At 63.9% G+C, this 21,049-nt stretch carries 17 protein-coding genes and 1 pseudogene; 12 read left to right on the forward strand and 6 right to left on the reverse strand.

The features are described from left to right. Positions 1–528 precede the first annotated feature (528 nt). From dnaA to QQL79_RS22100, 7 genes are all read left to right on the forward strand, one after another. A complete protein-coding gene (gene dnaA / locus QQL79_RS22070) occupies positions 529–2,067 on the forward strand; it encodes a chromosomal replication initiator protein DnaA (RefSeq protein ID WP_284394469.1) in 1,539 nt (512 codons plus the stop codon). Between the two features lie 47 nt (positions 2,068–2,114). Then, positions 2,115–2,501, forward strand: coding sequence for a UCP034077 family protein (locus QQL79_RS22075; protein WP_284394470.1), 387 nt, complete (start codon positions 2,115–2,117; stop codon positions 2,499–2,501). Positions 2,502–2,658: 157 nt separating this feature from the next. Beyond that, positions 2,659–3,780, forward strand: a complete 1,122-nt coding sequence (gene dnaN / locus QQL79_RS22080) for a DNA polymerase III subunit beta (protein WP_284394472.1) — start codon at positions 2,659–2,661, stop codon at positions 3,778–3,780. A 174-nt stretch (positions 3,781–3,954) separates the two neighbouring features. Then, positions 3,955–5,067 carry a DNA replication/repair protein RecF gene (gene recF, locus QQL79_RS22085; protein WP_284394474.1) on the forward strand — a complete coding sequence of 371 codons (1,113 nt, stop codon included), beginning with the start codon at positions 3,955–3,957 and terminating at the stop codon, positions 5,065–5,067. Between the two features lie 239 nt (positions 5,068–5,306). Continuing rightward, complete coding sequence (gene gyrB, locus QQL79_RS22090) at positions 5,307–7,733, forward strand: DNA topoisomerase (ATP-hydrolyzing) subunit B (protein WP_284394476.1); 2,427 nt, start codon at positions 5,307–5,309, stop codon at positions 7,731–7,733. Between the two features lie 5 nt (positions 7,734–7,738). Continuing rightward, positions 7,739–8,314, forward strand: a complete 576-nt coding sequence (locus tag QQL79_RS22095; protein ID WP_284394478.1) for a hypothetical protein — start codon at positions 7,739–7,741, stop codon at positions 8,312–8,314. Between the two features lie 275 nt (positions 8,315–8,589). Continuing rightward, complete coding sequence (locus tag QQL79_RS22100) at positions 8,590–11,130, forward strand: transglycosylase domain-containing protein (RefSeq protein WP_284394480.1); 2,541 nt, start codon at positions 8,590–8,592, stop codon at positions 11,128–11,130. A gap of 400 nt (positions 11,131–11,530) precedes the next feature. Here QQL79_RS22100 and QQL79_RS22105 read toward each other — a convergent pair whose 3' ends face one another. From QQL79_RS22105 to QQL79_RS22125, 5 genes are all read right to left on the reverse strand, one after another. Further along, positions 11,531–11,920, reverse strand: coding sequence for an ester cyclase (locus tag QQL79_RS22105; RefSeq protein WP_284394482.1), 390 nt, complete (start codon positions 11,918–11,920; stop codon positions 11,531–11,533). 96 nt (positions 11,921–12,016) lie between these two features. Beyond that, positions 12,017–12,712 (reverse strand): L,D-transpeptidase, encoded by a 696-nt coding sequence (locus tag QQL79_RS22110; protein WP_284394484.1) that lies wholly within the window; start codon positions 12,710–12,712, stop codon positions 12,017–12,019. Between the two features lie 113 nt (positions 12,713–12,825). Continuing rightward, positions 12,826–13,179 carry a hypothetical protein gene (locus tag QQL79_RS22115; RefSeq protein WP_284394485.1) on the reverse strand — a complete coding sequence of 118 codons (354 nt, stop codon included), beginning with the start codon at positions 13,177–13,179 and terminating at the stop codon, positions 12,826–12,828. 255 nt (positions 13,180–13,434) lie between these two features. Further along, entirely contained in the window at positions 13,435–14,187 is a 753-nt protein-coding gene (locus tag QQL79_RS22120) for a M48 family metallopeptidase (RefSeq protein ID WP_284394487.1), read from the reverse strand. Between the two features lie 252 nt (positions 14,188–14,439). Further along, on the reverse strand, positions 14,440–14,901 hold the full coding sequence (locus tag QQL79_RS22125; protein WP_284394489.1) for a DUF2852 domain-containing protein: 462 nt from the start codon (positions 14,899–14,901) through the stop codon (positions 14,440–14,442). A 145-nt stretch (positions 14,902–15,046) separates the two neighbouring features. Here QQL79_RS22125 and QQL79_RS22130 point away from each other — a divergent pair, with 145 nt between their 5' ends. The 3 genes from QQL79_RS22130 (at position 15,047) to QQL79_RS22140 (ending at position 18,988) form a co-directional block, all read left to right on the forward strand. Continuing rightward, positions 15,047–16,354, forward strand: coding sequence for an ActS/PrrB/RegB family redox-sensitive histidine kinase (locus QQL79_RS22130; RefSeq protein WP_284394490.1), 1,308 nt, complete (start codon positions 15,047–15,049; stop codon positions 16,352–16,354). A 222-nt stretch (positions 16,355–16,576) separates the two neighbouring features. Beyond that, positions 16,577–17,128, forward strand: coding sequence for an ActR/PrrA/RegA family redox response regulator transcription factor (locus tag QQL79_RS22135; protein ID WP_284394492.1), 552 nt, complete (start codon positions 16,577–16,579; stop codon positions 17,126–17,128). A gap of 204 nt (positions 17,129–17,332) precedes the next feature. Beyond that, complete coding sequence (locus QQL79_RS22140) at positions 17,333–18,988, forward strand: MBL fold metallo-hydrolase RNA specificity domain-containing protein (RefSeq protein ID WP_284394494.1); 1,656 nt, start codon at positions 17,333–17,335, stop codon at positions 18,986–18,988. Positions 18,989–19,320: 332 nt separating this feature from the next. On the opposite strand, the gene QQL79_RS22145 is transcribed toward QQL79_RS22140, so the two are convergent. Further along, entirely contained in the window at positions 19,321–20,232 is a 912-nt protein-coding gene (locus tag QQL79_RS22145; RefSeq protein WP_284394495.1) for a LysR substrate-binding domain-containing protein, read from the reverse strand. Between the two features lie 105 nt (positions 20,233–20,337). Here QQL79_RS22145 and QQL79_RS22150 point away from each other — a divergent pair, with 105 nt between their 5' ends. Then, positions 20,338–20,496 (forward strand): hypothetical protein, encoded by a 159-nt coding sequence (locus QQL79_RS22150; protein WP_284394497.1) that lies wholly within the window; start codon positions 20,338–20,340, stop codon positions 20,494–20,496. 69 nt (positions 20,497–20,565) lie between these two features. Further along, positions 20,566–21,049, forward strand: a pseudogene (locus tag QQL79_RS22155) (hypothetical protein); the annotation flags it as partial.

A 21,049-nucleotide genomic window follows, 5' to 3' on the forward strand; every position in this document is an offset into this window, starting at 1 on the left:
CAGAGCCTTGCCGGGGCTGGTTTTCCGGGGGGCGGCAGGCGGAAAAGACAATGGTAGGAGTCAAGCCCCCATTTTCGGAAAAGGGGCATTGCCCCCCCAAAATCGACCCACTACTATGGCCTGGTCAGCTCGAAAACGGGGGCCATCAAGGACCTTCGCGGCGAGCGGATGGGGTCTTATTCGGGGCGTTTGTTTTGGGCTCGTTTCGGCAGGATGCCGGGGCGGTTTTTTCCGGTAATGATGTGTTGGCAAAGTGCGCAGCCCGTCCAATCCGGGCAAATTGGGTTCAGTAGAGCGCCGGTCGTTTCGGTCCGGCTTCACGTTAAAGAGTAGATAGGCAACGGTGGCGTTCCCACCGGGCAGGGTTTTGCGTCCTGGTTATCGGGCGCCCCGGCGAAGCTATGGCCAATCGGATGGCCGGCGGGAACAAGAGAAATTGCGGTTGGCGCCGTCGGTGCCCCGCCTGGATTTGTAATAGCGGCCGGACTTTGCGGACCGGCCGGTCGAACAGCGAATGGGGCAAGGATAATGATGCGACAGACCGCCGGACGGGATGATTGGGGAAATCCCGGCCTGCCCTCCACCTCCTCGACACTCAAAGGCGAAATGTCCCTCATGACCACCTCTGGCTCCGAAGCGCAGCGCGACCTCTTCAATCGGGTGCGCGCTCGCCTCAAGGCTGCCGTTGGCGAAGATGTCTTCACTTCCTGGTTCGCCCGGCTCGAGCTCGAGGAAATCGTCGACGATCTGGTGCATCTGTCCGCGCCCACGCGCTTCCTCTGCTCCTGGGTGCAGTCCAATTATTCCGACCGGATCGTGGAAGCCTTCCGCCAGGATATGGAAGAGGTGAGCCGTCTCCAGGTCACCCTGCGCGTCAATGGCCAGGCCACCAAGAAACTGGCCGCCCCCGTCGTTGAAGCCGCTCCCAGCTCCGATACGGCCGCTCCCGCCGCCGCTGCTGCCCCCCAGGCGCCCGCCACGCCGCGCCTGGTGCGCGACAATAGCGCGTCCAAGGGCGATGCCCTGGCCGGCAGCGCCATCGACCAGCGCATGACGTTCGAGACCTTCGTGCCCGGCGCGGCCAATGAAATGGCCTTTGGCGTCGCCAAGCAGATCGCCCATGCCGCGGCCAATAACAGCGTGACCTTCAACCCGGTCTATATTCATTCCACGGTCGGCCTGGGCAAATCCCACCTGCTCAACGCCATTGCCCATGCGGTGCAATCGGCCGATGCGAGCAAGAACATCGTCTATCTCACCGCCGACCATTTCATGTACCATTTCATTACCGCCGTGCAGCGCCAGTCCGCGCTCGGCTTCAAGGAATGGCTGCGCCGGGTCGATCTGCTGCTGATCGATGACATGCAATTCCTGCAGGGCAAATCGGCCACCGAATTCGGCCATACCCTGGGCACGCTCCTGACTGGCGCCAAGCAGGTCGTGGTGGCCGGCGACGCCCCCCCGCGCGATCTCGAAATGATCGACGAGCGCATCCGCTCGCGCCTCTCGGGCGGCCTTGTCGTGCCGATTACCGGCTTTGACATCGAATTGCGCCGCGCCATCGTCCAGCGCCGCGCCGACCAGGCCACCGCCCGCTACGGCATGCATTTCCCCGTTCCGGTCATCGATTATGTCTCGCGTGCCGTGGTCAGCCATGGCCGCGATCTCGACGGCGCCGTCAATCGCCTCGTCGCCGCCAACCAGCTGACCGGCGAATTGATCACCGTGCCCCTGGCCGAAAAGACCCTGGCCGACCTGATCCGCGCTCGCGACGCCAAGCGCGTCCGCATCGAGGACATTCTCAAGATCGTCAGCCGCCATTATAAAGTGCCGCGCAACGAATTGCTCTCTGCCCGCCGCAGCCGCGACGTGGTCCGCCCGCGCCAGATCGCCATGTTCCTGGCCAAGGCGCTGACCTCCCGCTCCCTGCCCGAAATCGGCCGCCGCTTTGGCGGGCGCGATCACACCACGGTCCTTCATTCGGTCCGCAAGGTGGAATCCATGATGAAGGACGATATCGAGCTCTGCCAGGAGATCGAGCTCCTCAAGCGCATGCTGGAAGAATAGGGCGCCCTGTCACAATCATGTCGGGCACGCCAACTAGCCTTGGACCTATGCGCCACGCCATCCCCCTTGCCCTGATCCTGCTATCTACCGCGCCCGTCTATGCCCAGGCGCCGGCCCCCGCGCCGCTGCCGGCATCTGCGGCCGATAGAATAGCCATCGGGGCCAGCGTGCAGCGCCAATTGACCGAGTGCTGGCTCCTGCCGCCCGGCTTTGACGGGTTCCGCGTCACCGTATCGCTGGTTTTCTTCGGCGATGGCCGCATCTATGGCGAGCCCGAGGTCAGGGTCGATGGCGGCAAATCCTCCGCCAAGCTCCAGCCCCTGGTCGAGAGCGCGGTGGCGTCCATCCGGCGCTGTGCGCCATTCGAGGGCCTTACCGGCCTGGGCGCCAAGCCAACCGAGCGCTTTGCCATCGACGCGACGTTTCAGGGCTGATCCAAACCATCGCCCACCCTCTTTGTGGAATCCCTGCGCCTTGCGGCCCCGCTGCCCTTGCTAAACCGCGCGCAACTTGTAAATGTCCAACCCCGGCTTGCCGGGGTTTTCGGTCGCTCCCAAGGGCGGCCCGCGTAGTGCCAAGGATTGATCGTCAATGAAAGTCACGCTCGAACGCAATCATCTGCTCAAGTCGCTGAGCCATGTGCATCGCGTGGTCGAGCGGCGCAACACCTATCCCATCCTCGCCAATGTGCTGTTCAAGGCCGCCGAGGACCGGGTGGAGCTGCGCGCTACCGACCTCGATATCGAGGTGACCGAGGCTGTCCCGGCCATGGTCTCCACTCCGGGCACCACCACGGTTCCCGCCCATACGCTGTATGAAATCGTCCGCAAGCTATCCGACGGCGCCGAAGTGCGCCTCGAAACCGATGGCGGCGAGAACATGGTTCTCACCTCGGGCCGCTCGCGCTTTAACCTGGCCTGCCTCAGCCCCGATAGCTTCCCCGATCTCAAGTCCGGCAGCTTCGGCCATGAATTTTCCATCGCCGCCTCCGCGCTGCGCGAATTGATCGAGCGCACGCAATTCGCCATCTCCAATGAGGAGACGCGCTATTATCTGAACGGCATCTATTTCCACGCCGTCGAAAACTCCGCCTCCGGCACCCTGCTGCGCGCCGTCGCCACCGACGGTCACCGCATGGCCCGCGCTGAAATCGAAGCGCCCACCGGCGCCAAGGGCATGCCCGGCATTATCGTGCCGAAAAAGACCGTCGGCGAAGTGCAAAAACTGCTCGATGGCGCCGAGGGCGAGGTCAAGGTCGAAGTCTCCGACACCAAGATCCGCTTCACCGTCGGTCCCGTCGTGCTGCTATCCAAGCTCATCGAAGGCACCTTCCCCGATTACGATCGGGTGACGCCCAAGAACAACGACAAGCAGATGAATGTCGATCGGGCCAGCTTCGCTACGGCCGTCGACCGCGTCTCGACCATTGCCTCCGATCGCGGCGGCAAGGCCGTCAAGCTCCAGGCCAAGGATGGCCTGCTCGAACTCTCGGTCACCAATCCCGACCACGGCACCGCCAGCGAAGAACTCGCCGTCGAATTCGACACCGACGGCTTCGAAATCGGTTTCAACGCGCGCTATCTGCTCGACATAATCGGGCAGATCCGCAGCGAAAGCGCCATCTTCATGTTCAACGACGCCGGCTCCCCCACGCTGGTCAAGGACGAAGGCGAGACCAAGGCGCTCTACGTCCTGATGCCGATGCGGGTTTAGGCCCCTGTCCAAGGACCAGGCGGCTCCATCGTCTCCCTCCCCCTTGAGGGGAGGGATTAAGGGTGGGGGTGCTGCGCTATCACTCTCATCGATGTTGCGGATGGCGCAGCACCCCCACCTCCATCTCCTCCCCTCAAGGGGGAGGAGGGCCGCATCCAGCTTGCGGGACCATCCATGACCCGCCACCTCTCCCGCCTCCGCCTCACCGCCTTCCGCAATTACACCGCGGCGGCGCTTGACCTTGATGATCGCCATCTCGTCCTCACCGGCCCCAATGGCGCCGGCAAGACCAATCTGCTCGAAGCGGTGAGCCTGCTCTCGCCCGGCCGTGGCCTGCGCCGCGCCAGTTTCGATACGGTCCAGGCCCAGGGCAGTGATATCGGCTGGGCGGTCGCGGCCACCGTCGAGACCGATGACGGCCCCGCCGATATCGGCACCGGCGCCGGCCCCGATGGCGGCCGCCGCGTGCGCATCAATGGCGCCAATGCCCGCTCCATCGAAGCGATGAGCGATTACCTGCGCGTGCTCTGGCTCACCCCGGCCATGGATGGCCTGTTTTCCGGCCCCGCCAGCGACCGGCGCCGGTTTTTGGATCGGCTGGTGACCACCCTCATCCCCAGCCATTCCTCGTCCGTTTCCGACTATGACAAGGCCATGCGCCAGCGCAATCGCCTGCTCGAAGAGGGCGGCGATATCCGATGGCTCTCGGCCGTCGAAATCCAGCTGGCGGAACTCGGTGCCTCCATCCACCTGGCCCGCACCGACAGCCTCACCCACCTGCAAGCGCTGATCGAGCAAAGCCTTGATGACGAAAGCTTTCCTTCTGCCCATCTGGCGCTGACCCCGCTCTTTGACAACCAGAGCGAGCCCACTTCCTCGGCCGCGCTCGAAACTGCCTTGATCGAGACCTGGCAGGCCTCGCGCGCCCTTGATCGCGCCGCCGGACGCACCATATCTGGACCACACCGTGTCGATCTCGAAGTGACCTATGCCCAAAAAGGCATGCCGGCCGCCTTGGGCTCGACCGGCGAGCAAAAGGCATTGCTGATCGGGCTGATCCTGGCCCATGCCAGATTGGTCAAATTGCGCACCGCGATCACGCCCTTCCTGCTGCTCGACGAAATCGCCGCCCATCTCGATCCCGACCGCCGCCGGGCCCTGTTTTCGGCCCTCGATGGGCTGGGAACGCAATGCTTCCTCACCGGCACCGACAAGCTGCTCTTCGAGGCCCTGGGCGAGAGGGCCCAGACGATTACGGTGCGGGACGGGCGGTTGTATAAGGATTGAACGGCACCACCGATGCTCACACCAACACGGTGTCATTCCCGCGAAAGCGGGAACCTCCGTTACCCAATCCAGGTACAGAAAACAGAGGTTCCCGCTTTCGCGGGAATGACCCTGGGATGGGGCACCCCCATCGGTGCGATGTCCCCCGGCAAAAGCCCCTAAAAAGGCCATTTTGCTTGGGGATAGACCCCCGTTCCGATAGAACAAATTCACTCTGAAACCTGCCTGATTCGGACCCCATGACCGATAGCGAAAACCCCATCCCAGCCGAGTACGGCGCCGACAGCATCAAAGTCCTCAAGGGGCTCGACGCGGTGCGCAAGCGCCCCGGCATGTATATCGGCGATACCGACGACGGATCGGGTCTGCACCACATGGTCTATGAGGTGGTCGACAATGCCATCGACGAGGCCCTGGCTGGCCATGCCGATCTCGTCACCGTGACCCTTAATGCCGATGGCTCGGTCACCGTCACCGATAATGGCCGCGGCATTCCCACCGGCATCCACAAGGAAGAGGGCGTCTCGGCTGCCGAGGTCATCATGACCCAGCTCCATGCCGGCGGTAAGTTCGACCAGAACTCCTATAAGGTCTCCGGGGGCCTGCATGGCGTGGGCGTTTCGGTGGTCAACGCCCTCTCGGTCTGGCTCCGGCTCAAGATCCGCTCAGGCGGCCAGATCCATGAGATGAGCTTCACCCATGGCGATGCCGATGCCCCGCTCAAGGTTACCGGCACCTATGAAGGCCGCACCGGCACCGAGGTCAGCTTCATGCCCTCGTCCGACACCTTCACCATGATCGAGTTCGATTTCAAGACGCTCGAACACCGGTTGCGCGAGCTGGCCTTCCTCAATTCGGGCGTGCATATCCTGCTCGCCGATCGCCGCCACCCCGAGCCGGTCGATATCGACCTGTTCTATGAGGGGGGGCTGGAAGCCTTCGTCAATTACCTCGACAAGTCCAAGGCCGCGGTCATCGATCGTCCGATCACCATGATCAGCGAAAAGGACGGCATCACCGTCGAAGTGGCGCTGCAATGGAACGACAGCTACCACGAAAACGTGCTCTGCTTCACCAATAACATCCCCCAGCGCGATGGCGGCACCCACCTTGCCGGCCTGCGCGGCGCGCTGACGCGCCAGGTGGTCGGCTATGCCGAAAGCTCGGGCATTTCCAAGCGTGAGAAGGTCTCGGTCACCGGCGACGACACGCGCGAGGGGCTGACCTGCGTGCTTTCGGTCAAAGTGCCCGATCCAAAGTTCTCCTCGCAGACCAAGGACAAGCTGGTCTCCTCCGAAGTGCGCCCCGTCGTCGAAAACATCGTCAACGAAAAGCTGGGCCAGTGGTTCGAGGAACATCCCAACGAGGCCAAGATCATTGTCGGCAAGGTGGCCGAAGCCGCCGCTGCCCGCGAAGCGGCCCGCAAGGCGCGCGAACTTACTCGCCGCAAGGGCGCGCTGGAAATCTCCTCGCTGCCCGGCAAGCTTGCCGATTGCCAGGAGCGCGATCCCGCCAAGTCCGAAATCTTCATCGTCGAGGGCGACTCGGCCGGTGGCTCGGCCAAGCAGGGCCGCGACCGCTCCAATCAGGCCGTGCTGCCGCTGCGCGGCAAAATCCTCAATGTGGAACGCGCCCGTTTCGACCGCATGATCTCCTCCGACCAGGTCGGCACGCTGATCACCGCGCTCGGCACCGGCATTGGCCGCGAAGAGTTCAATGCCGACAAGCTGCGCTACCACAAGATCATCATCATGACCGACGCCGACGTGGACGGCGCCCATATCCGCACCCTGCTCCTGACCTTCTTCTACCGGCAGACGCCCGAACTGCTGGAGCGTGGCCATATCTACATCGCCCAGCCCCCGCTCTACAAAGCCACCCGTGGCCGTTCCGAGCAATATCTCAAGGATGAGGACGCGCTGACCGATTACCTGATCGATGCGGGTCTTGAAGAAGCGGTCTTCACCACGCGCGACGGCCACCAGCATGGCGGCCCCGATTTGCGGGCGATTCTGCAGCAGGCGCGCGGCATTGTCGGGGCAATCGACAATCTCAATACGCGCTACAACCGGAACCTGGTTGAACAGGCCGCCATTGTTGGGGGGCTTGATCCCGACGGCCTGGCCAATGCCGAAAAGATGGCCGAGGTGCTCAAGCGCGTGGGCAATCGTCTCGACCGCATTTCCGACGAATGGGAACAGGGCTGGACCGGCGAAGTCACCGATGCCGATGAACTCGCCTTCTCGCGCACCGTGCGCGGCGTGGCCGAACGTCACCTGCTCGACAAGGCCCTGCTGATCAGCGCCGATGCGCGCAAGCTCCGTCAGCTCGCCGATCGTCTCGACGAAATCTATGGCGGCGTGCCGACCCTGGTCCGCAAGGGCGAGACCATTCCCATCTATGGTCCGGCGAGCCTGTTCAAGGCCGTCACCGATGCCGGCCGCAAGGGCGTCTCGCTGCAGCGCTACAAGGGCCTGGGCGAAATGAACGCTTCCCAGCTCTGGGAAACCACGCTCGACCCCAATGCCCGCACCCTGCTCAAGGTCGAGATCGACGAAACCACCGAAGCCGACGCGATCTTCACCGCGCTGATGGGGGACCTGGTCGAACCCCGTCGCGATTTCATCCAGGACAATGCCCTGAGCGTCAGCAATCTGGACGTCTAGGCGCAATGGCTCCACTCGTTCTGATCTTCGGAACCTCGCATGTGGGTAAGTCCACCCTGGCCGCCCGCCTGGGCGAACAGCTTGCCTGGCCGGTCTATTCAACCGACAAGATGGGGCGCCATCCCGGCCGCCCCTGGCCGGAGGTGCGCGAGCCGGTCGCCGAGCATTACCGGCGCCTGTCCGACGAGACCATCTATTGGTTCCTCCTGACCCATCAGGAAAACATCTGGCCCCATATCAGCCGGCAGATTGCCGAGGCCGGCGCCCAGGACGTCGGCAGCGTCTTTGAGGGATCGGCCCTTCGTCCCGAATTCCTCGTGACACTGGAAAGCCCTAATACCCACCCCATCGGCCTTTACGCCGAGGATGGATTTCTCCGCGACCGGATCTTGCAGCAAAGCGGCTATGCCGGGCGCGATGCCGTCCAAAGGCAATTGATCGACAAATTCATCACCCGCTCCCTGCGGCAGAACGCCGATTTCCGTGAGACCGCCACCAGGCTCGGCCTGCCCTTGGTCGATGCGGCGGACAATGTCGCATTGGCGGAATTCACCGACAGAATGCTTGTTGCGCTGGGGTGACGGGCAACGTGCCCACCACAACGTGATCGCCCCCCTTGTGGCGCGTCCGCAACAGCGCGCCACATCCCGCAAAACCCCACATAAACCGGCCACAATTTCCCCTGAGAACCGCAAGCTGTGGCCGCGCCAGGACGCGCCCTCGGGCCATCGGCCGGGGATGACGCACCGGTGGACGGCTTGGTCGGCCTTTACGCTTTGCTAACCTCTTTGTTTGCCATGATGGCAGATGAGAGTAGAAGGCAAGGCCCAGGCACTTTCTATTTCGGGTTCGATTGATGGATTTTCGCATTTCCGCCGATGATCGCGTTGGCGCCCAGCCCAAGGGCCGGCCGGCCGCGGCCAGCCGTGCCAAGGGCGGCTCCCGCGTCGAACCCTCCATGGGCAAGGCGGTCGGCGTCTTTGTCGATGACGAACGCTCCGGCGGCGCGTCCCCCAATCCCAAGGGCAAGCCCCCTAAGCCGCCGCGCCGCGGCAAGGCCACGACCGCCCGCGAAAAGAAGCCAAAAAAACGCCGCTCGCGTACCGGCGGCTTTCTCATGGGCATTTTCTACTGGGGCTTTGTCTTTGCCCTCTGGGCCGGCATCGCCGTTATCGGCGTCGTGGTCTATTACGGGGCCCAATTGCCCTCGTCCAATACCTGGGCCATTCCCGATCGCCCGCCCAATATCCGCATTCTCGCCGCTGACGGGAGCCTGATTTCCAATCGCGGCCAGACCGGGGGCGAAGCGATCACCTATCGCGAATTGCCCTATTATGTGCCCGCGGCGATCATCGCCAGCGAAGACCGCCGTTTCATGAGCCATTTCGGCGTCGACCCTATTGGCCTGCTCGCCGTGGCGGCCGAAAGCGTGCGGGCGCGCGGGGTCACCCGTGGCGCCTCCACCATCACCCAGCAGGTGGCGAAAAACCTCTTCCTCACCCCCGACCAGACCCTGGGCCGCAAGGTGCAGGAAGCCATTCTGGCGGTGTGGCTCGAACAGAACTACACCAAGGAAGAAATCCTCGAACTCTATATGAACCGCGTCTATTTCGGCGCCGGCGCCACCGGCATCGAGGCGGCCGCGCAGACCTATTTCGGCGTTTCCGCGCGCAATCTCTCGCTCGGCCAGGCCGCCATGCTGGCCGGCATTCTGCCCGCGCCCTCGGCCTATAATCCGAAATCCAATCCGGAACGTGCCAAGGAACGCCAGCGCCTGACGCTCAATTCCATGGCTGAGGAAGGCTATATCACCCGCGAGGAAGCCTCCGCCGCCCAGATCGACCCCAATCAATCCGTGCGCACCCGTGTCGCGGGTTCCGAATCCTATGTCGCCGACTGGGTCGAAAGCCTGATGACCGCCTATATCGGCGAGATCGACAGCGACGTCGTGGTGCAGACCACCATCGACTGGAAAATGCAGAAGGACGCCGAGTTCATCGTCAAGGAATTGGTGGCCTCCGAAGGTCCCAAGCGCGGCTTCAACCAGGGCGCCCTCGTCGCCATGGATGTCGATGGCACGGTGCGCGCCATGGTGGGCGGCGTCGATTACCAGGCCAGCCAATATAACCGCGCGGTCACGGCCAAGCGTCAGCCGGGCTCGACCTTCAAGCCCTTCGTTTATCTGGCCGCCATGGAAAAGGGCTATACGCCCGAGACCCTGGCCGAAGACGCCCAGTTCGAATATCAGGGCTGGAGTCCGCGCAATGCCTCGGGCAAATATGCCGGCACGGTGACCCTGCGCCAGGGCCTGGCCTATTCGCTCAATACCATTGCCGCGCGGCTGGCCATCGACGTCACGCCCCAGGCCGTGGTCGATGTGGCCACCCGCATGGGCATTTCCAGCCAGTTGACGCCGGTGCCCTCCATTGCGCTGGGCACCCAGGAAGTGAACCTGCTCGAACTGACCGGCGCCTACGCCCCCTTCGCCAATGGCGGCATGGGTGTCATCCCCAATGTCATCACCAAGATCGAGACGAAGGACGGCAAGCCGCTTTACGAGGCGTCCGATGCCGGCCCCGGCCGCGTCATCGCCCCCAATGTGCTCGACGAGATGAACGACATGCTGGAAACCGCCGTCGAGGTGGGCACCGGCAAGGGCGCCAATCTCAATGGCTGGCAGTTCGGCGGCAAGACCGGCACCTCCCAGAATGCCCGCGACGCGCTCTTTGTCGGCTATACCGCCGCCATGGTGACCGGCGTCTGGCTGGGTAATGACAATGACACCCGCACCACGCTTTCGGGCGGCAATGTGCCGGCGGTCATCTGGTCCGAATTCATGACCAAGGCCCATGCCGGCAAGCAGATCGCCCAGATTCCGCACGGCTCTTACGAAGGCCAGAGCGTGGCCCAGCCGGTTATCGATCCGGCCACCGGCCAGCAGGTCATCGACCCGGCGACGGGCCAGCCCATGGTCCAGCATGTCGATGCCCAGACCGGCCAGCCGGTCGCCGCGCCCTCCAACCAGCCGATCCAGACCGGCCAGATGGTCGACCCCATGACCGGCCTGCCCGTGGGCCAGCAGGTCACCTATGACGCCAATGGCCAGGCCATCGATCCGGCCACCGGCATGCCCATCCAGCAGGGCGGGGGTTTCCAGCAAGGTCCTGCGGCCGATGTCGGCAGCACCGCGCCCATCGATCCCGATACGGGCCTGCCCATGGTTCTGATTGTCGATCCCTCTACCGGCCAGCAGGTCTGGGTGCCCTCGGCACCCGCCAGCCAGCAACAGCCGCAGGGCCAGTTCGCCCCGCCCCAGCCGGTCGGCGATCAGGTGATCTACCAGGAGCCCGAACAGCCGCAGCAACGCACGCTGATGGACCTGATCTTCGGCAACTAGGGTGCTGCGCCGAGCCCGCGACTAACCTTGCGCGCCCTCCACCACCGGGTCATTCCCGCGAAAGCGGGAATCCATTCTTGCTGCTCCTGAGGCGCGAGAAGAATGATGTCGTGGTTGAGGGGAAACGTCATCCTATCCCATCCACAACCGCCTTCCTCGGGCTCGACCCGAGGACCATTCGCCGCTTGTGCCGCGTTGAGAGCGGCCCTCGGGTCGAGCCCGAGGGAAGCGATTGTGGGGTGGGGAGAACTGCGATCCCTTGGGACACATCACCCACCGGGTCATTCCCGCGAAAGCGGGAACCTCCGTTTGCTTTTTCTGCATCCAAAACAGAGGTTCCCGCTTTCGCGGAAATGACACCGTGGTTGTTAGAACACGTGGCATTACATTCAGGGTGCGTCTAGGTGAGCTGGGCCGCAATGGCGGCCTTGTCGATCACCGACCACACGGCTGCGATCCGCTCGCCGGTAAACTGGTAAAAGACATTCTCGCTGAACGAGACGCGCCTGCCATTGACCGCAAGATCGAAAAGCATGCCCTTGGGCGTGCAGTTGAATTGCAGCCGGCTCGCGATCCGCGGCGGCTCGGACACCAGCAGCTCGATATGGAAATGAAGATCGGGAATCGCCCGAAAATCCTCCTCCAGCATGCTGCGATATCCCGATAGCCCGATCCGCTCGCCATTGTAGTGAACGTCCTCGGCAACGAACTGCCCCAGTCGCGGCCAATCCTGACTGTTGAGACAGGCAATATAGCCCCGGTAGATATCGGCGAGGACGGTATTGGTCATGAAGGCACCATGCTAATTCGGTCGCCGGGCCATGCTGAACCCGCCCGGCTCGCGGCTCAACAAAAAACGGGACCGCCTTATGCGATCCCGTTTGTCCTATTGCAGCACCACGATCGGCGAGCCCGACGGCACCCGCTCATAGAGATCCACAATATCCTGGAACAATAGCCGCACGCAGCCGCTCGATACCGCCTGGCCGATGGACAGCACATCCATATTGCCATGGATGCGATAGAGCGTGTCCTTGTTGCCCTGGTGGATATAGAGCGCGCGTGGGCCCAGCGCATTCTCCAGCCCGGGCGGCTGGCCGTGGCGGTAGATTTCCAGTTCCGGCTGGCGCACGATCATTTCGGCAGGCGGGGTCCAGACCGGCCATTTGCGCTTATAGGCCATGTGGGCACGGCCCTCCCAGGCAAAGCCGGCCCGGCCAATGCCCACGCCATAGCGCATGGCGCGGCCATCCTTCATCGTCCAATAGAGGAAGCGATTGGCCGTATCGACGATGATCGTGCCCGGCGCTTCGCCGGTTTCATTGGCCACTTCCTGCCGCCGGTAGATGGGATTGAGCAGCTCGATCCGCGCCGCCGGAATGGGGAATTCTTCGTCGGGCAGGGGGCCATACATGGCCAGCACTTCGGGGGTGACCTCATAGACCGGCGGGCCGGCCGGAACGGTTGGGCGGGGCGTCGGTGTCGTCGTGGTGCAGCCCGCCAGGGCCAGCGCGGCAAGGCTCGCGCCACCCGCCAGCAGGCTCCGCCGCGTCAGCGACGGGGTGAGAACAAGATCAGTCATGGGAAAATATCTTTCGCGCGGTCAGCATGCTGGCCGCTGGGAGAAGGGTCAGCTTTTCGCGAGCGAAAAGCGGGGGTGAAGGGCGCGCCGGGCGCCAGCCGTGGGACTAGTCCCTAGCCCGCTATGGGCGGCTTGAACCGTTCCAGGATCAGCCGGGAGACGCCGAACCGACCGGTCATGGCGGTGTGGTCTTCCTTCACCGCATCGAACCGGATATCGCAGGGCTCGGCAACAATGCCCGGATGCCCGTTGCAGGGCAGGACAATGCCGGTTTTCTTCTTGCCGCAGGCCTTGAAGGAAACCACCGGATCGCTGTCAGTGCTGGGGGCAAGGCAGAAATCCTCGCCGCCATCGGCAGTGATCGTGGCCGGCACAGTGCTGGAATAGGCCATGGCATAGCTATTCGCCCCGCCCCAGACCGAGGCGAGCACAAAAAGCGCGGCAATGAGCGGCATCAGGCGCTGCATGGGATTTCTATAGGGGGAGCGGTGCGGGTGATCCACCCCGCCACGCCGAAGGTCACGCAGGTGTGACCTTTTTGGCGCGGAGTGGGCCAGGAAACATCGTGCTCTTGGCCTCCCTCCCCCTTGAGGGGAGGGTCGGGGAGGGGGGCGTTGTGGCTCCTGCGCAAGAGCCGCCTGACCCCCACCCTCAATGCCTCCCCTCAAGGGGGAGGGAGGCGCAGGAACCGATGTCTTTTGCAGCCAGCCAACCAGTAGACCTCATGGTGAGCCGTGCCTACCCCCATAAGCCATCAACTGCCGCCCATGCGCCTTGAGCCAGGCCCGGCCCCGCTCCATGTCCGGCAGGGTGCGCTTGACCGTGGCCCAGAAGGCCGCCGAATGGTTCATCTCCACCAGATGGGCCACTTCATGGGCCGCCACGTAATCGAGCACGAAGGGCGGCGCCAGGATCAGCCGCCAATTGTAATTGATATTGCCTGATGATGAGCACGAGCCCCAGCGGCTCTTCTGCTCGCGCAGCTTGACCGCCTTGACCACCACGCCCAGCCGCCCGGCATGCACCGCGCTTTGCCGGATCAGATCGGCCTCGGCCTCGCTTTTGAGCCAATCGGTCAGCCGCCGCGCCTGATGGGCCGCTTCCCCCGGCACCAGCAGTGCCGGCGCGCCATCCACCTCCGCCAGCTCCACCCGCCCGCGCAACTTGCCGGTGGCAATGATCCGGTGTTCCACCCCACGCAACGTCACCATTCCGCCATCGGCAAAGGGCGCCGCCTCGGGCGCGCGTTTCAGCCGCGCCGCCAGCCAATTGTGCTGCCGGTGCAAAAAGGCCTCGGCCTCGGCCCATTTGCCATGCGGCGGCAGGGTCAGCACCGGCCCCCCGCTATGGGGAATGGACAGCCGATAGCTGCGCGCCCGCGCATGCACGCGCACGGTGACGGTCACATCCCGCCCGTCGATCCCGATCAGCGTCGAGGCCGGAATTTTCGGCTTTGCCTTGAAAAAGAGGTTCATGGACATCCGGGGAATCAGCTTTCCCATATTAGCGTGAAATTGCCTTACCCACCGGGTCATTCCGGCGCAGGCCGGAATCCATGCTGTGCTCTCTCCCCACACTGGGTGATGTTGATAGCCTTCAGCATGGATCCCGGCCTCTCCGCCGGGATGACATCGCGAGGAGGAGAGCAACAAAAAAGCGCCCCTTGCGGGGCGCCAGTAGCCATCGTTGGGAACGACTGGCCTCAGGAGGGAGCTCTGGGCTGGGGATCAGCCGTTGTTGTTATTGCCCCAGCCGTTATTCTCGTCATTCTTGTCGCCGTAACCCTGGCGGGAACCGCGACGCTCATTCATGAAACGGTCGAATTCTTCGCGGTCCTTGGCCTTGTTGAGGTTGGCCATATATTCGTGGAAGGCTTCGATCTCGGCGTCGAGCCGGGCGCGCTCTTCTTCAAGACGGCGGAGCTGCTCGGCGCGGTAGTCGTCGAACGCCGCATTGCCGCTCGAGGTCGAGGCATAGCGGTGGCCGCGGAACTGGCTCTTGTTGGACGAGCACCAGCTGCGCCCCTTGTTCCAATAGGCCTGCGCCTTTTCCGGCGAGCCGCCGAACTTTTCGCCCCAGATGATATAGGCGAGCATGGCCAGGCCTACCGGCCAGAAAAAGACGAACCCCAAGACCATCAAGGCGATGGTCAGCGGGGATAGTTGAGGTTTGATGATTGCTGTGTTCATTTCGGTTGCATTCTCCCAGTCACGATGTGCTTTACGTGGCCCCAACTGGGGTAGGATCAAGCATGTGCCCGCAGATTTTTGGCCTTGAAATGCAAATTGTGATCACCATGCCGCCCCGGTTTTTCCTGTCCGAAAGGGCAAAAAAATGAGTTTGACCCAGGCCGATGGCCTGCCTTTGCCCTCCAGCTGGCGCCCCTTGCGCCAGCAGAGCCTGGTGCTGGTGCGCTGGCTGGCCGTCATCGGGCAGACCATTGGCGTGCTCTTTGTCGATTTCGGCCTGGGCTTTCCCCTGCCGCTGCTGGCCTGCCTGCTGCTGATCGGCGCCTCGGTGGCGCTCAATATCTGGCTGGTCGTTCGCTTCGGGGCCGCCCACCGGCCCTCCTCGCTCTTTGCCTCTGGCCAGATCGCTTTCGATCTCTGCCAATTGGGGGGCCTGCTGGCACTGACCGGGGGATTGCACAATCCCTTTTCGCTGCTGCTGCTGGCGCCCGTCTCGGTTTCGGCCACCTCGCTTCCCCAGCGCGCCAGCACGCTCATTGCCGTGCTGGCCGCGCTGATCGCCTCGATCCTGGCCGTCTGGCACCTGCCTCTGCCCTGGACGCCGGGCGAGGAGCTGGTGTTCAACCGCATCTATGTCATCGGCATCTGGGTCTCGATCGTCTGCGGCGTGGTCTTCATCTCCGCCTATACCAGCCGCGTCGCCCACGACGCCCGCCAGATCGCCGATGCCCTGGCGGCAACCGAGCTGGCCCTGTCGCACAAGGAGCAGCTCTCCGCGCTTGATGGCCTGGCCGCCGCCGCCGCCCACGAATTGGGCACGCCCCTTTCCACCATTGCCCTGGCTGCCAAGGAAATGCGGGCCGATGCCATTCCCGGCAGCGACCTGGCCGGCGATGTCGAGCTGATCATCGAACAGGCCGCCCGCTGCCGCGCCATCCTCGCCAAGCTGCGCAATCTGGGCAATGAGGCCGGCGACCCCTTCGCCGCCGTGCCCCTTACTGATCTCCTGGCCGAAGTCGCCCGTCCGCATGAAACCCGCGGCAAAGCCATCCTGTTCGACGCTGCCGACACGTCCGGCCCCGCCCCGGTCTTCACCCGCAGCGTGGGCCTGCTCTATGGCCTGGGGAACCTGATCGAAAACGCCTCCGATTTCGCCCGTAGCACCGTGCGCATCGAGGCGGCATGGGACAGCACCGCCGTTTCGGTCGCCATCACCGATGACGGCCCCGGCTTTGCCCCCGAGCTGATCGCCCGGCTGGGCGAACCCTATCTCACCAGCCGCCCCCGCGACGCTCAGGGCGCCGACGCCCACAAGCCCGGGGGCCTGGGCCTCGGCATCTTCATCGCCAAGACCCTGCTCGAACGCAGCGGCGCCCGGCTGGCGTTTCAGAACATCGCCCCCAATGGGCATGCCCAGGTCCGCATCGTCTGGCCGCGGGGCGCGGTGGAATAGGGCTTAGCTGGCACGACATAACCCAAACCACCGCGCTTCCCTCGGGCTTGACCCGAGGGCCACTCCCAGCGCGGCACAAGCGGCGAATGGTCCTCGGGTCAAGCCGAGGAAGGCGCCGGTGGGAGGAGGGGGCGGTACCATCCAGCGGCCATCCCCGCCCCAAATCGCCGCACCCCCCTGCCATATTTTGACCTTTTCCCACGGAACGCCTATGTCATTGCCATGAGCACGATCGAAGACCTTCTGGCCACCGACCCCAGCCTGCTGCTCGTCGATGACGATGTGGCTTTCCTGCAGCGCCTCGAACGCGCCATGGCGCGCCGGGGCTTTGATGTGCGCAGCGCATCCACCGTCGCCGATGGCCTTTCGGCCGTCGCAGCCAAGCCCCCCGCCTATGCCGTTGTCGATCTGCGGCTGGAAGACGGCAATGGCCTCGAAGTGGTCTCCGCGCTCCATCAGGCCCGCCCCGAAGCGCGCGCCGTGGTGCTGACCGGCTATGGCAATATCGCCACCGCCGTCACCGCGGTCAAACTGGGCGCCATCGATTATCTGAGCAAGCCTGCCGACGCCGACGACGTCATCAATGCCCTGCTCGCCACCGGCGAAGACAAGCCCGAGCCGCCGGAAAATCCCATGTCGGCCGACCGCGTCCGTTGGGAACATATCCAGCGCGTCTATGAGCTCTGCGACCGCAATGTCTCGGAAACCGCCCGCCGCCTCAACATGCACCGCCGCACCCTGCAGCGCATCCTGGCCAAGCGCGCGCCGAAATAGGGATACCCCCTCCTAACCTCCCCCTGACAGGGGGAGGAATCTCTCCACTCTTTGACCTAGACCGAGTCCCAATCACCGGACGGTCCCTCCCCCTGTCAGGGGGAGGCTAGGAGGGGGTATCCCCTTCAAACACAAACAAACTTCCGCCGTCATCAAATCGCGTTACTCTGTGCTCCAAATAGCCATGAAGGCGAGGAGTTCCCGATGACCGTAACCCTGCATTTCCACGGTGCCTCCGGCACGGTGACCGGCTCCTGCTACCGGGTGGTGCATCCGGGCGGCCAGTTCCTGGTCGATTGCGGCCTGTTTCAGGGCAATAAATCGGTGCGCGACCTCAATCTCAAGCCCACCCCCTTCGATCCCCGCGCGATCGATTTCCTGCTCCTGACCCACGCCCATATCGATCACGCCGGCCTCTTGCCAAAACTCTATCGCGAAGGCTGGCGCGGCCCCATGTGGATGACCGAGCCCACCGCGGGCCTGCTCGAATATCTCCTGCCCGACAGCGCCGGCATCCAGGAAAGCGAAGCCGAGCGCGAAACCAAGAAGCGCGGCCGCCGCGGCGACGAACCTGCCGCCCCGCTCTACACCATGGAAGATGCCGAGGAGGCCCTGCGCCACCGCCAGACCTGCACTTATGGCGAATGGATCACACCCGGCCCCGGCGTGCGCGCCCGCTATTGGAATGCCGGCCATATCATCGGCTCGGCCTCCATCGAAGTGGAAGTGGCCAATGGCGATGGCAAGCCGGTGCGCCTCATGTTCTCCGGCGATATCGGCCCGGACGAAAAGGTCTTCTACAACGAGCCCGAAGGCCCCGCCGGCTTCGATTACATTCTATGTGAATCCACCTATGGCGGCCGCGAACGGGTGGATTACACCCTCGCCCAGCGCCGCGCCGCGCTCAAGGAAGAGATCAACACCGCCATGGCGCGGGGCGGCAATCTCGTCATCCCCGCCTTTGCCGTCGAGCGCAGCCAGGAGCTGCTGCACGATATCGGCTATCTCATCAAGACCGGCGAGATCGATCCGCGCCTGGTGTTTCTCGATTCCCCGCTCGCCAGCAAGGTCACCGGCGTCTATCGTAAATATGCGAAAATGTTCGACGATGTCGAACTGGGCGCCGACGAGCTGTTCAACGATCCCCGCTTCCGCATCATCGAGGCGGTGGAGGATAGTAAAGCCATCAACACCATTCGCGGCGGCGCCATCATCATGTCGGCCTCCGGCATGGCCGATGCCGGCCGCATCAAGCATCACCTGCGCAACAATCTGATCCGCGCCAATGCCACCGTGCTCTTCGTGGGCTATCAGGCCCCCGGCACGCTGGGCCAGATCATCCTCTCCGGCGCCAAGGAAGTGCGCATTCACGGCACGCTGGTTCCGGTGCGCGCCACCATCCGCTCCATGGGCAATTACTCGGCCCATGCCGATCATTCCGAGCTGATGGCCTGGATCAAGGAACGCCTGCCCGCCCATGGCGCCATCTTTCTGACCCATGGCGAGGATGAGGAGCGCACCGCCCTGCGTGCCGCGCTCATGGCCACGGGCCTCTCCGGCGACCAGATCATCCTGCCCCAGCTCGACGATTATTTCGAACTGACCGCCGCTGGTATTGCGGCCAAGGCCCGTCCGGCAACGCCCCGCATCGATCCCGCGCAATTGCCATCGGACTGGCACAATGCCTTTTCCGACTTCACCATCCGCCTCAGCCAGACTTTGCAAACCGGCAGCGACGCGGAAAAGCTCGCCATCATGCGCGCCCTCCAGGCGCAGCTCTCAAGCCTGGGCGCCGCACCCTCGCCCGGGCATGTACCCAGCCCGATCACCCCGGTCGAAACGCAGGGATATGACGAATAGGGCTTAACCCCAACCACGGTGTCATCCCGGCGCAGGCCGGGATCCATGCTGAAGGCCATCCCGGAGCTGGATGTGCGTGGTGAACCACGGACATGGATTCCGGCCTGCGCCGGAATGACACCGTGATTGATGAGGTATTGTGCTCCCCCACCCACCGCCGCTTCCCTCGGGCTTGACCCGAGGGCCGCTCTCAACGCGGCGCGAGCGGCGAGTGGTCCTCGGGTCAAGCCCGAGGAAGGCGATTGTGGTGTTTGGAAATGATGCGAAATTGGGTGGATGCTAGTCCCAAGTGGACACCCACCCTCTCCGCTCAAGGAGGAGGAGAGCAAAGCCTACCCCCGCGACTGATACACATAGCCCCGCGCCGAAGCCGGCACTTCCATCTCCAGCCATTCCCGGAACAGCCGTGTCTTGCGCGGTTCCCGCCGCCCCTTGGCAATGGCCAGCCAATAGCCATGCGCTCCGCTGACCGGCAGCTCGAATGGCCGCACCAGCCTCCCGTCGCTCACCGCATCGGCGCTCATCATATCCACCGCCATCAAGACACCCTGTTCGGAAATCGCCGCATCGAACGCCAGCGACGGATCGGAATAGGTCGGCCCTACCAGAAGGGCATCGCGCTCCAGCCCCGCCGCGTCCAGCCACAGGTCCCAGCTCAGCATGGTGGTCTGGTCGACGATCATTGGCACATGCACCAGATCGTCCGGCGTCCGCAGCTGCCGCGCCACATTGGGCGCGCAGACCGGCTGAAAGGCCTGCCCGCCGATCAGCGTCGTGGTCACCCCCGGCCACTTGCCCAGCCCGAAGCGGATGCCGCAATCCATGTCGGGACGGCTGAGATCGATCATCTGCGCCGTCACCGTCAGCCGCACCTCGATATCGGGATGCAGCAGTGTGAATTTATTGATCCGCCAGATCAGCCAGCGGCTGGCAAAGACGCTGCCCACCGTCAGGTTCAAGACGCCTTCGTCGCTCCCCTTGAGCGTCGTCAGCCCATCCTGTAGCGCGGCAAACCCCGCCGTCAGTTGCGGCAGCGCCTGTTTCAGCGCCGGCAGCGGCACGAGGCCCATTGGCGTGCGCTCGAACAATTCCATGCCCAGCCGCTCTTCGGCCCGCCGCAAATGCTGGCTGACCGCGCCCATGGTCACGCCCAGTTCCTCGGCGGCGGGTGCGAGCGAGCCCCGCCGTGCCACGATCTCGATGGCCCGCAAGGCATTGAGAGGAATGGAAAACAGCGAACTCATATAGATTTTCTATACCTCCGCCCAGCTCTTGTCCATTGCCGGGCCCCGGCAGAAGGCGCATTGAAGAGGTATCAAATAGATACCGACCCGAAAGGAGGTCACAAAATGTCAAACCTGTCGCAATCGCTCCGTCGCCTCGTTTCTTTCATCGTTTCCGGGCTTACGCCGCGGGCGGGCGCCAGCGCCCATCCCGATAGCATGAGCCTGCATGATTGGGCCGATCTGCCCCCTTATCATCCCGCAGTCGACCGCGCGCCGTGCTGAGGCCATAATCGGGCGCTTGAAGGGGAGGGAGAACGCCCGCACGGGCCCCCGCCTTCAAGGAGATCGTTTATGATCCGCACCTTTGCCGCGCTGACCCTGCTCGCCCTGGGCACCGCATCGCTTGCCGCCCAAGAAGCTACTCCAGCCGCTCCGGCGGCCCCGGCCGCGCCGGCCAATATCGTCGTCGACCCGCTGGCGCCGATCGATAACACGCCGAAAAATGCCAATCTGCTGACCGGGCTCTATGCCACCAAGGCCGTGATCGAATTGTGCAGCGTCACCGTCGATCCCGCCGTTTTGGAACGCATGACCGCCGATCAGCGGCGCTTCGAGACCGGCATGGGCATCGATGCGGCCGGCGGCGACAAGGCCTATGAGGGGATCAAGGCCGATGTCGAGCGCACCACGCCCGATTGCGCCGAAGCCAGCCCCGACCGGCAGAGCGTCGATGCGGTCGTCTCCATCTATGCCAATCAGGGCGCAGCCGCCGCCCCCGCCCCGGTAGCCCCCGCCGCCCCCACGACGCCGCCCGCTGCCCCCGCGGCAGAAGCCC

This window comes from Devosia yakushimensis, assembly GCF_030159855.1.
Taxonomy (GTDB): Bacteria; Pseudomonadota; Alphaproteobacteria; order Rhizobiales; family Devosiaceae; genus Devosia; species Devosia yakushimensis.

What these genes read in the sequence shown, in the direction of transcription:
- dnaA (WP_284394469.1), top strand. Translation starts at nt 529, where the DNA reads ATGATGCGACAGACCGCCGGACGGGATGATTGGGGAAATCCCGGCCTG.
- QQL79_RS22075 (WP_284394470.1), top strand. Translation starts at nt 2,115, where the DNA reads ATGCGCCACGCCATCCCCCTTGCCCTGATCCTGCTATCTACCGCGCCC.
- dnaN (WP_284394472.1), top strand. Translation starts at nt 2,659, where the DNA reads ATGAAAGTCACGCTCGAACGCAATCATCTGCTCAAGTCGCTGAGCCAT.
- recF (WP_284394474.1), top strand. Translation starts at nt 3,955, where the DNA reads ATGACCCGCCACCTCTCCCGCCTCCGCCTCACCGCCTTCCGCAATTAC.
- gyrB (WP_284394476.1), top strand. Translation starts at nt 5,307, where the DNA reads ATGACCGATAGCGAAAACCCCATCCCAGCCGAGTACGGCGCCGACAGC.
- QQL79_RS22095 (WP_284394478.1), top strand. Translation starts at nt 7,739, where the DNA reads ATGGCTCCACTCGTTCTGATCTTCGGAACCTCGCATGTGGGTAAGTCC.
- QQL79_RS22100 (WP_284394480.1), top strand. Translation starts at nt 8,590, where the DNA reads ATGGATTTTCGCATTTCCGCCGATGATCGCGTTGGCGCCCAGCCCAAG.
- QQL79_RS22105 (WP_284394482.1), bottom strand. Translation starts at nt 11,920, where the DNA reads ATGACCAATACCGTCCTCGCCGATATCTACCGGGGCTATATTGCCTGT.
- QQL79_RS22110 (WP_284394484.1), bottom strand. Translation starts at nt 12,712, where the DNA reads ATGACTGATCTTGTTCTCACCCCGTCGCTGACGCGGCGGAGCCTGCTG.
- QQL79_RS22115 (WP_284394485.1), bottom strand. Translation starts at nt 13,179, where the DNA reads ATGCAGCGCCTGATGCCGCTCATTGCCGCGCTTTTTGTGCTCGCCTCG.
- QQL79_RS22120 (WP_284394487.1), bottom strand. Translation starts at nt 14,187, where the DNA reads ATGAACCTCTTTTTCAAGGCAAAGCCGAAAATTCCGGCCTCGACGCTG.
- QQL79_RS22125 (WP_284394489.1), bottom strand. Translation starts at nt 14,901, where the DNA reads ATGAACACAGCAATCATCAAACCTCAACTATCCCCGCTGACCATCGCC.
- QQL79_RS22130 (WP_284394490.1), top strand. Translation starts at nt 15,047, where the DNA reads ATGAGTTTGACCCAGGCCGATGGCCTGCCTTTGCCCTCCAGCTGGCGC.
- QQL79_RS22135 (WP_284394492.1), top strand. Translation starts at nt 16,577, where the DNA reads ATGAGCACGATCGAAGACCTTCTGGCCACCGACCCCAGCCTGCTGCTC.
- QQL79_RS22140 (WP_284394494.1), top strand. Translation starts at nt 17,333, where the DNA reads ATGACCGTAACCCTGCATTTCCACGGTGCCTCCGGCACGGTGACCGGC.
- QQL79_RS22145 (WP_284394495.1), bottom strand. Translation starts at nt 20,232, where the DNA reads ATGAGTTCGCTGTTTTCCATTCCTCTCAATGCCTTGCGGGCCATCGAG.
- QQL79_RS22150 (WP_284394497.1), top strand. Translation starts at nt 20,338, where the DNA reads ATGTCAAACCTGTCGCAATCGCTCCGTCGCCTCGTTTCTTTCATCGTT.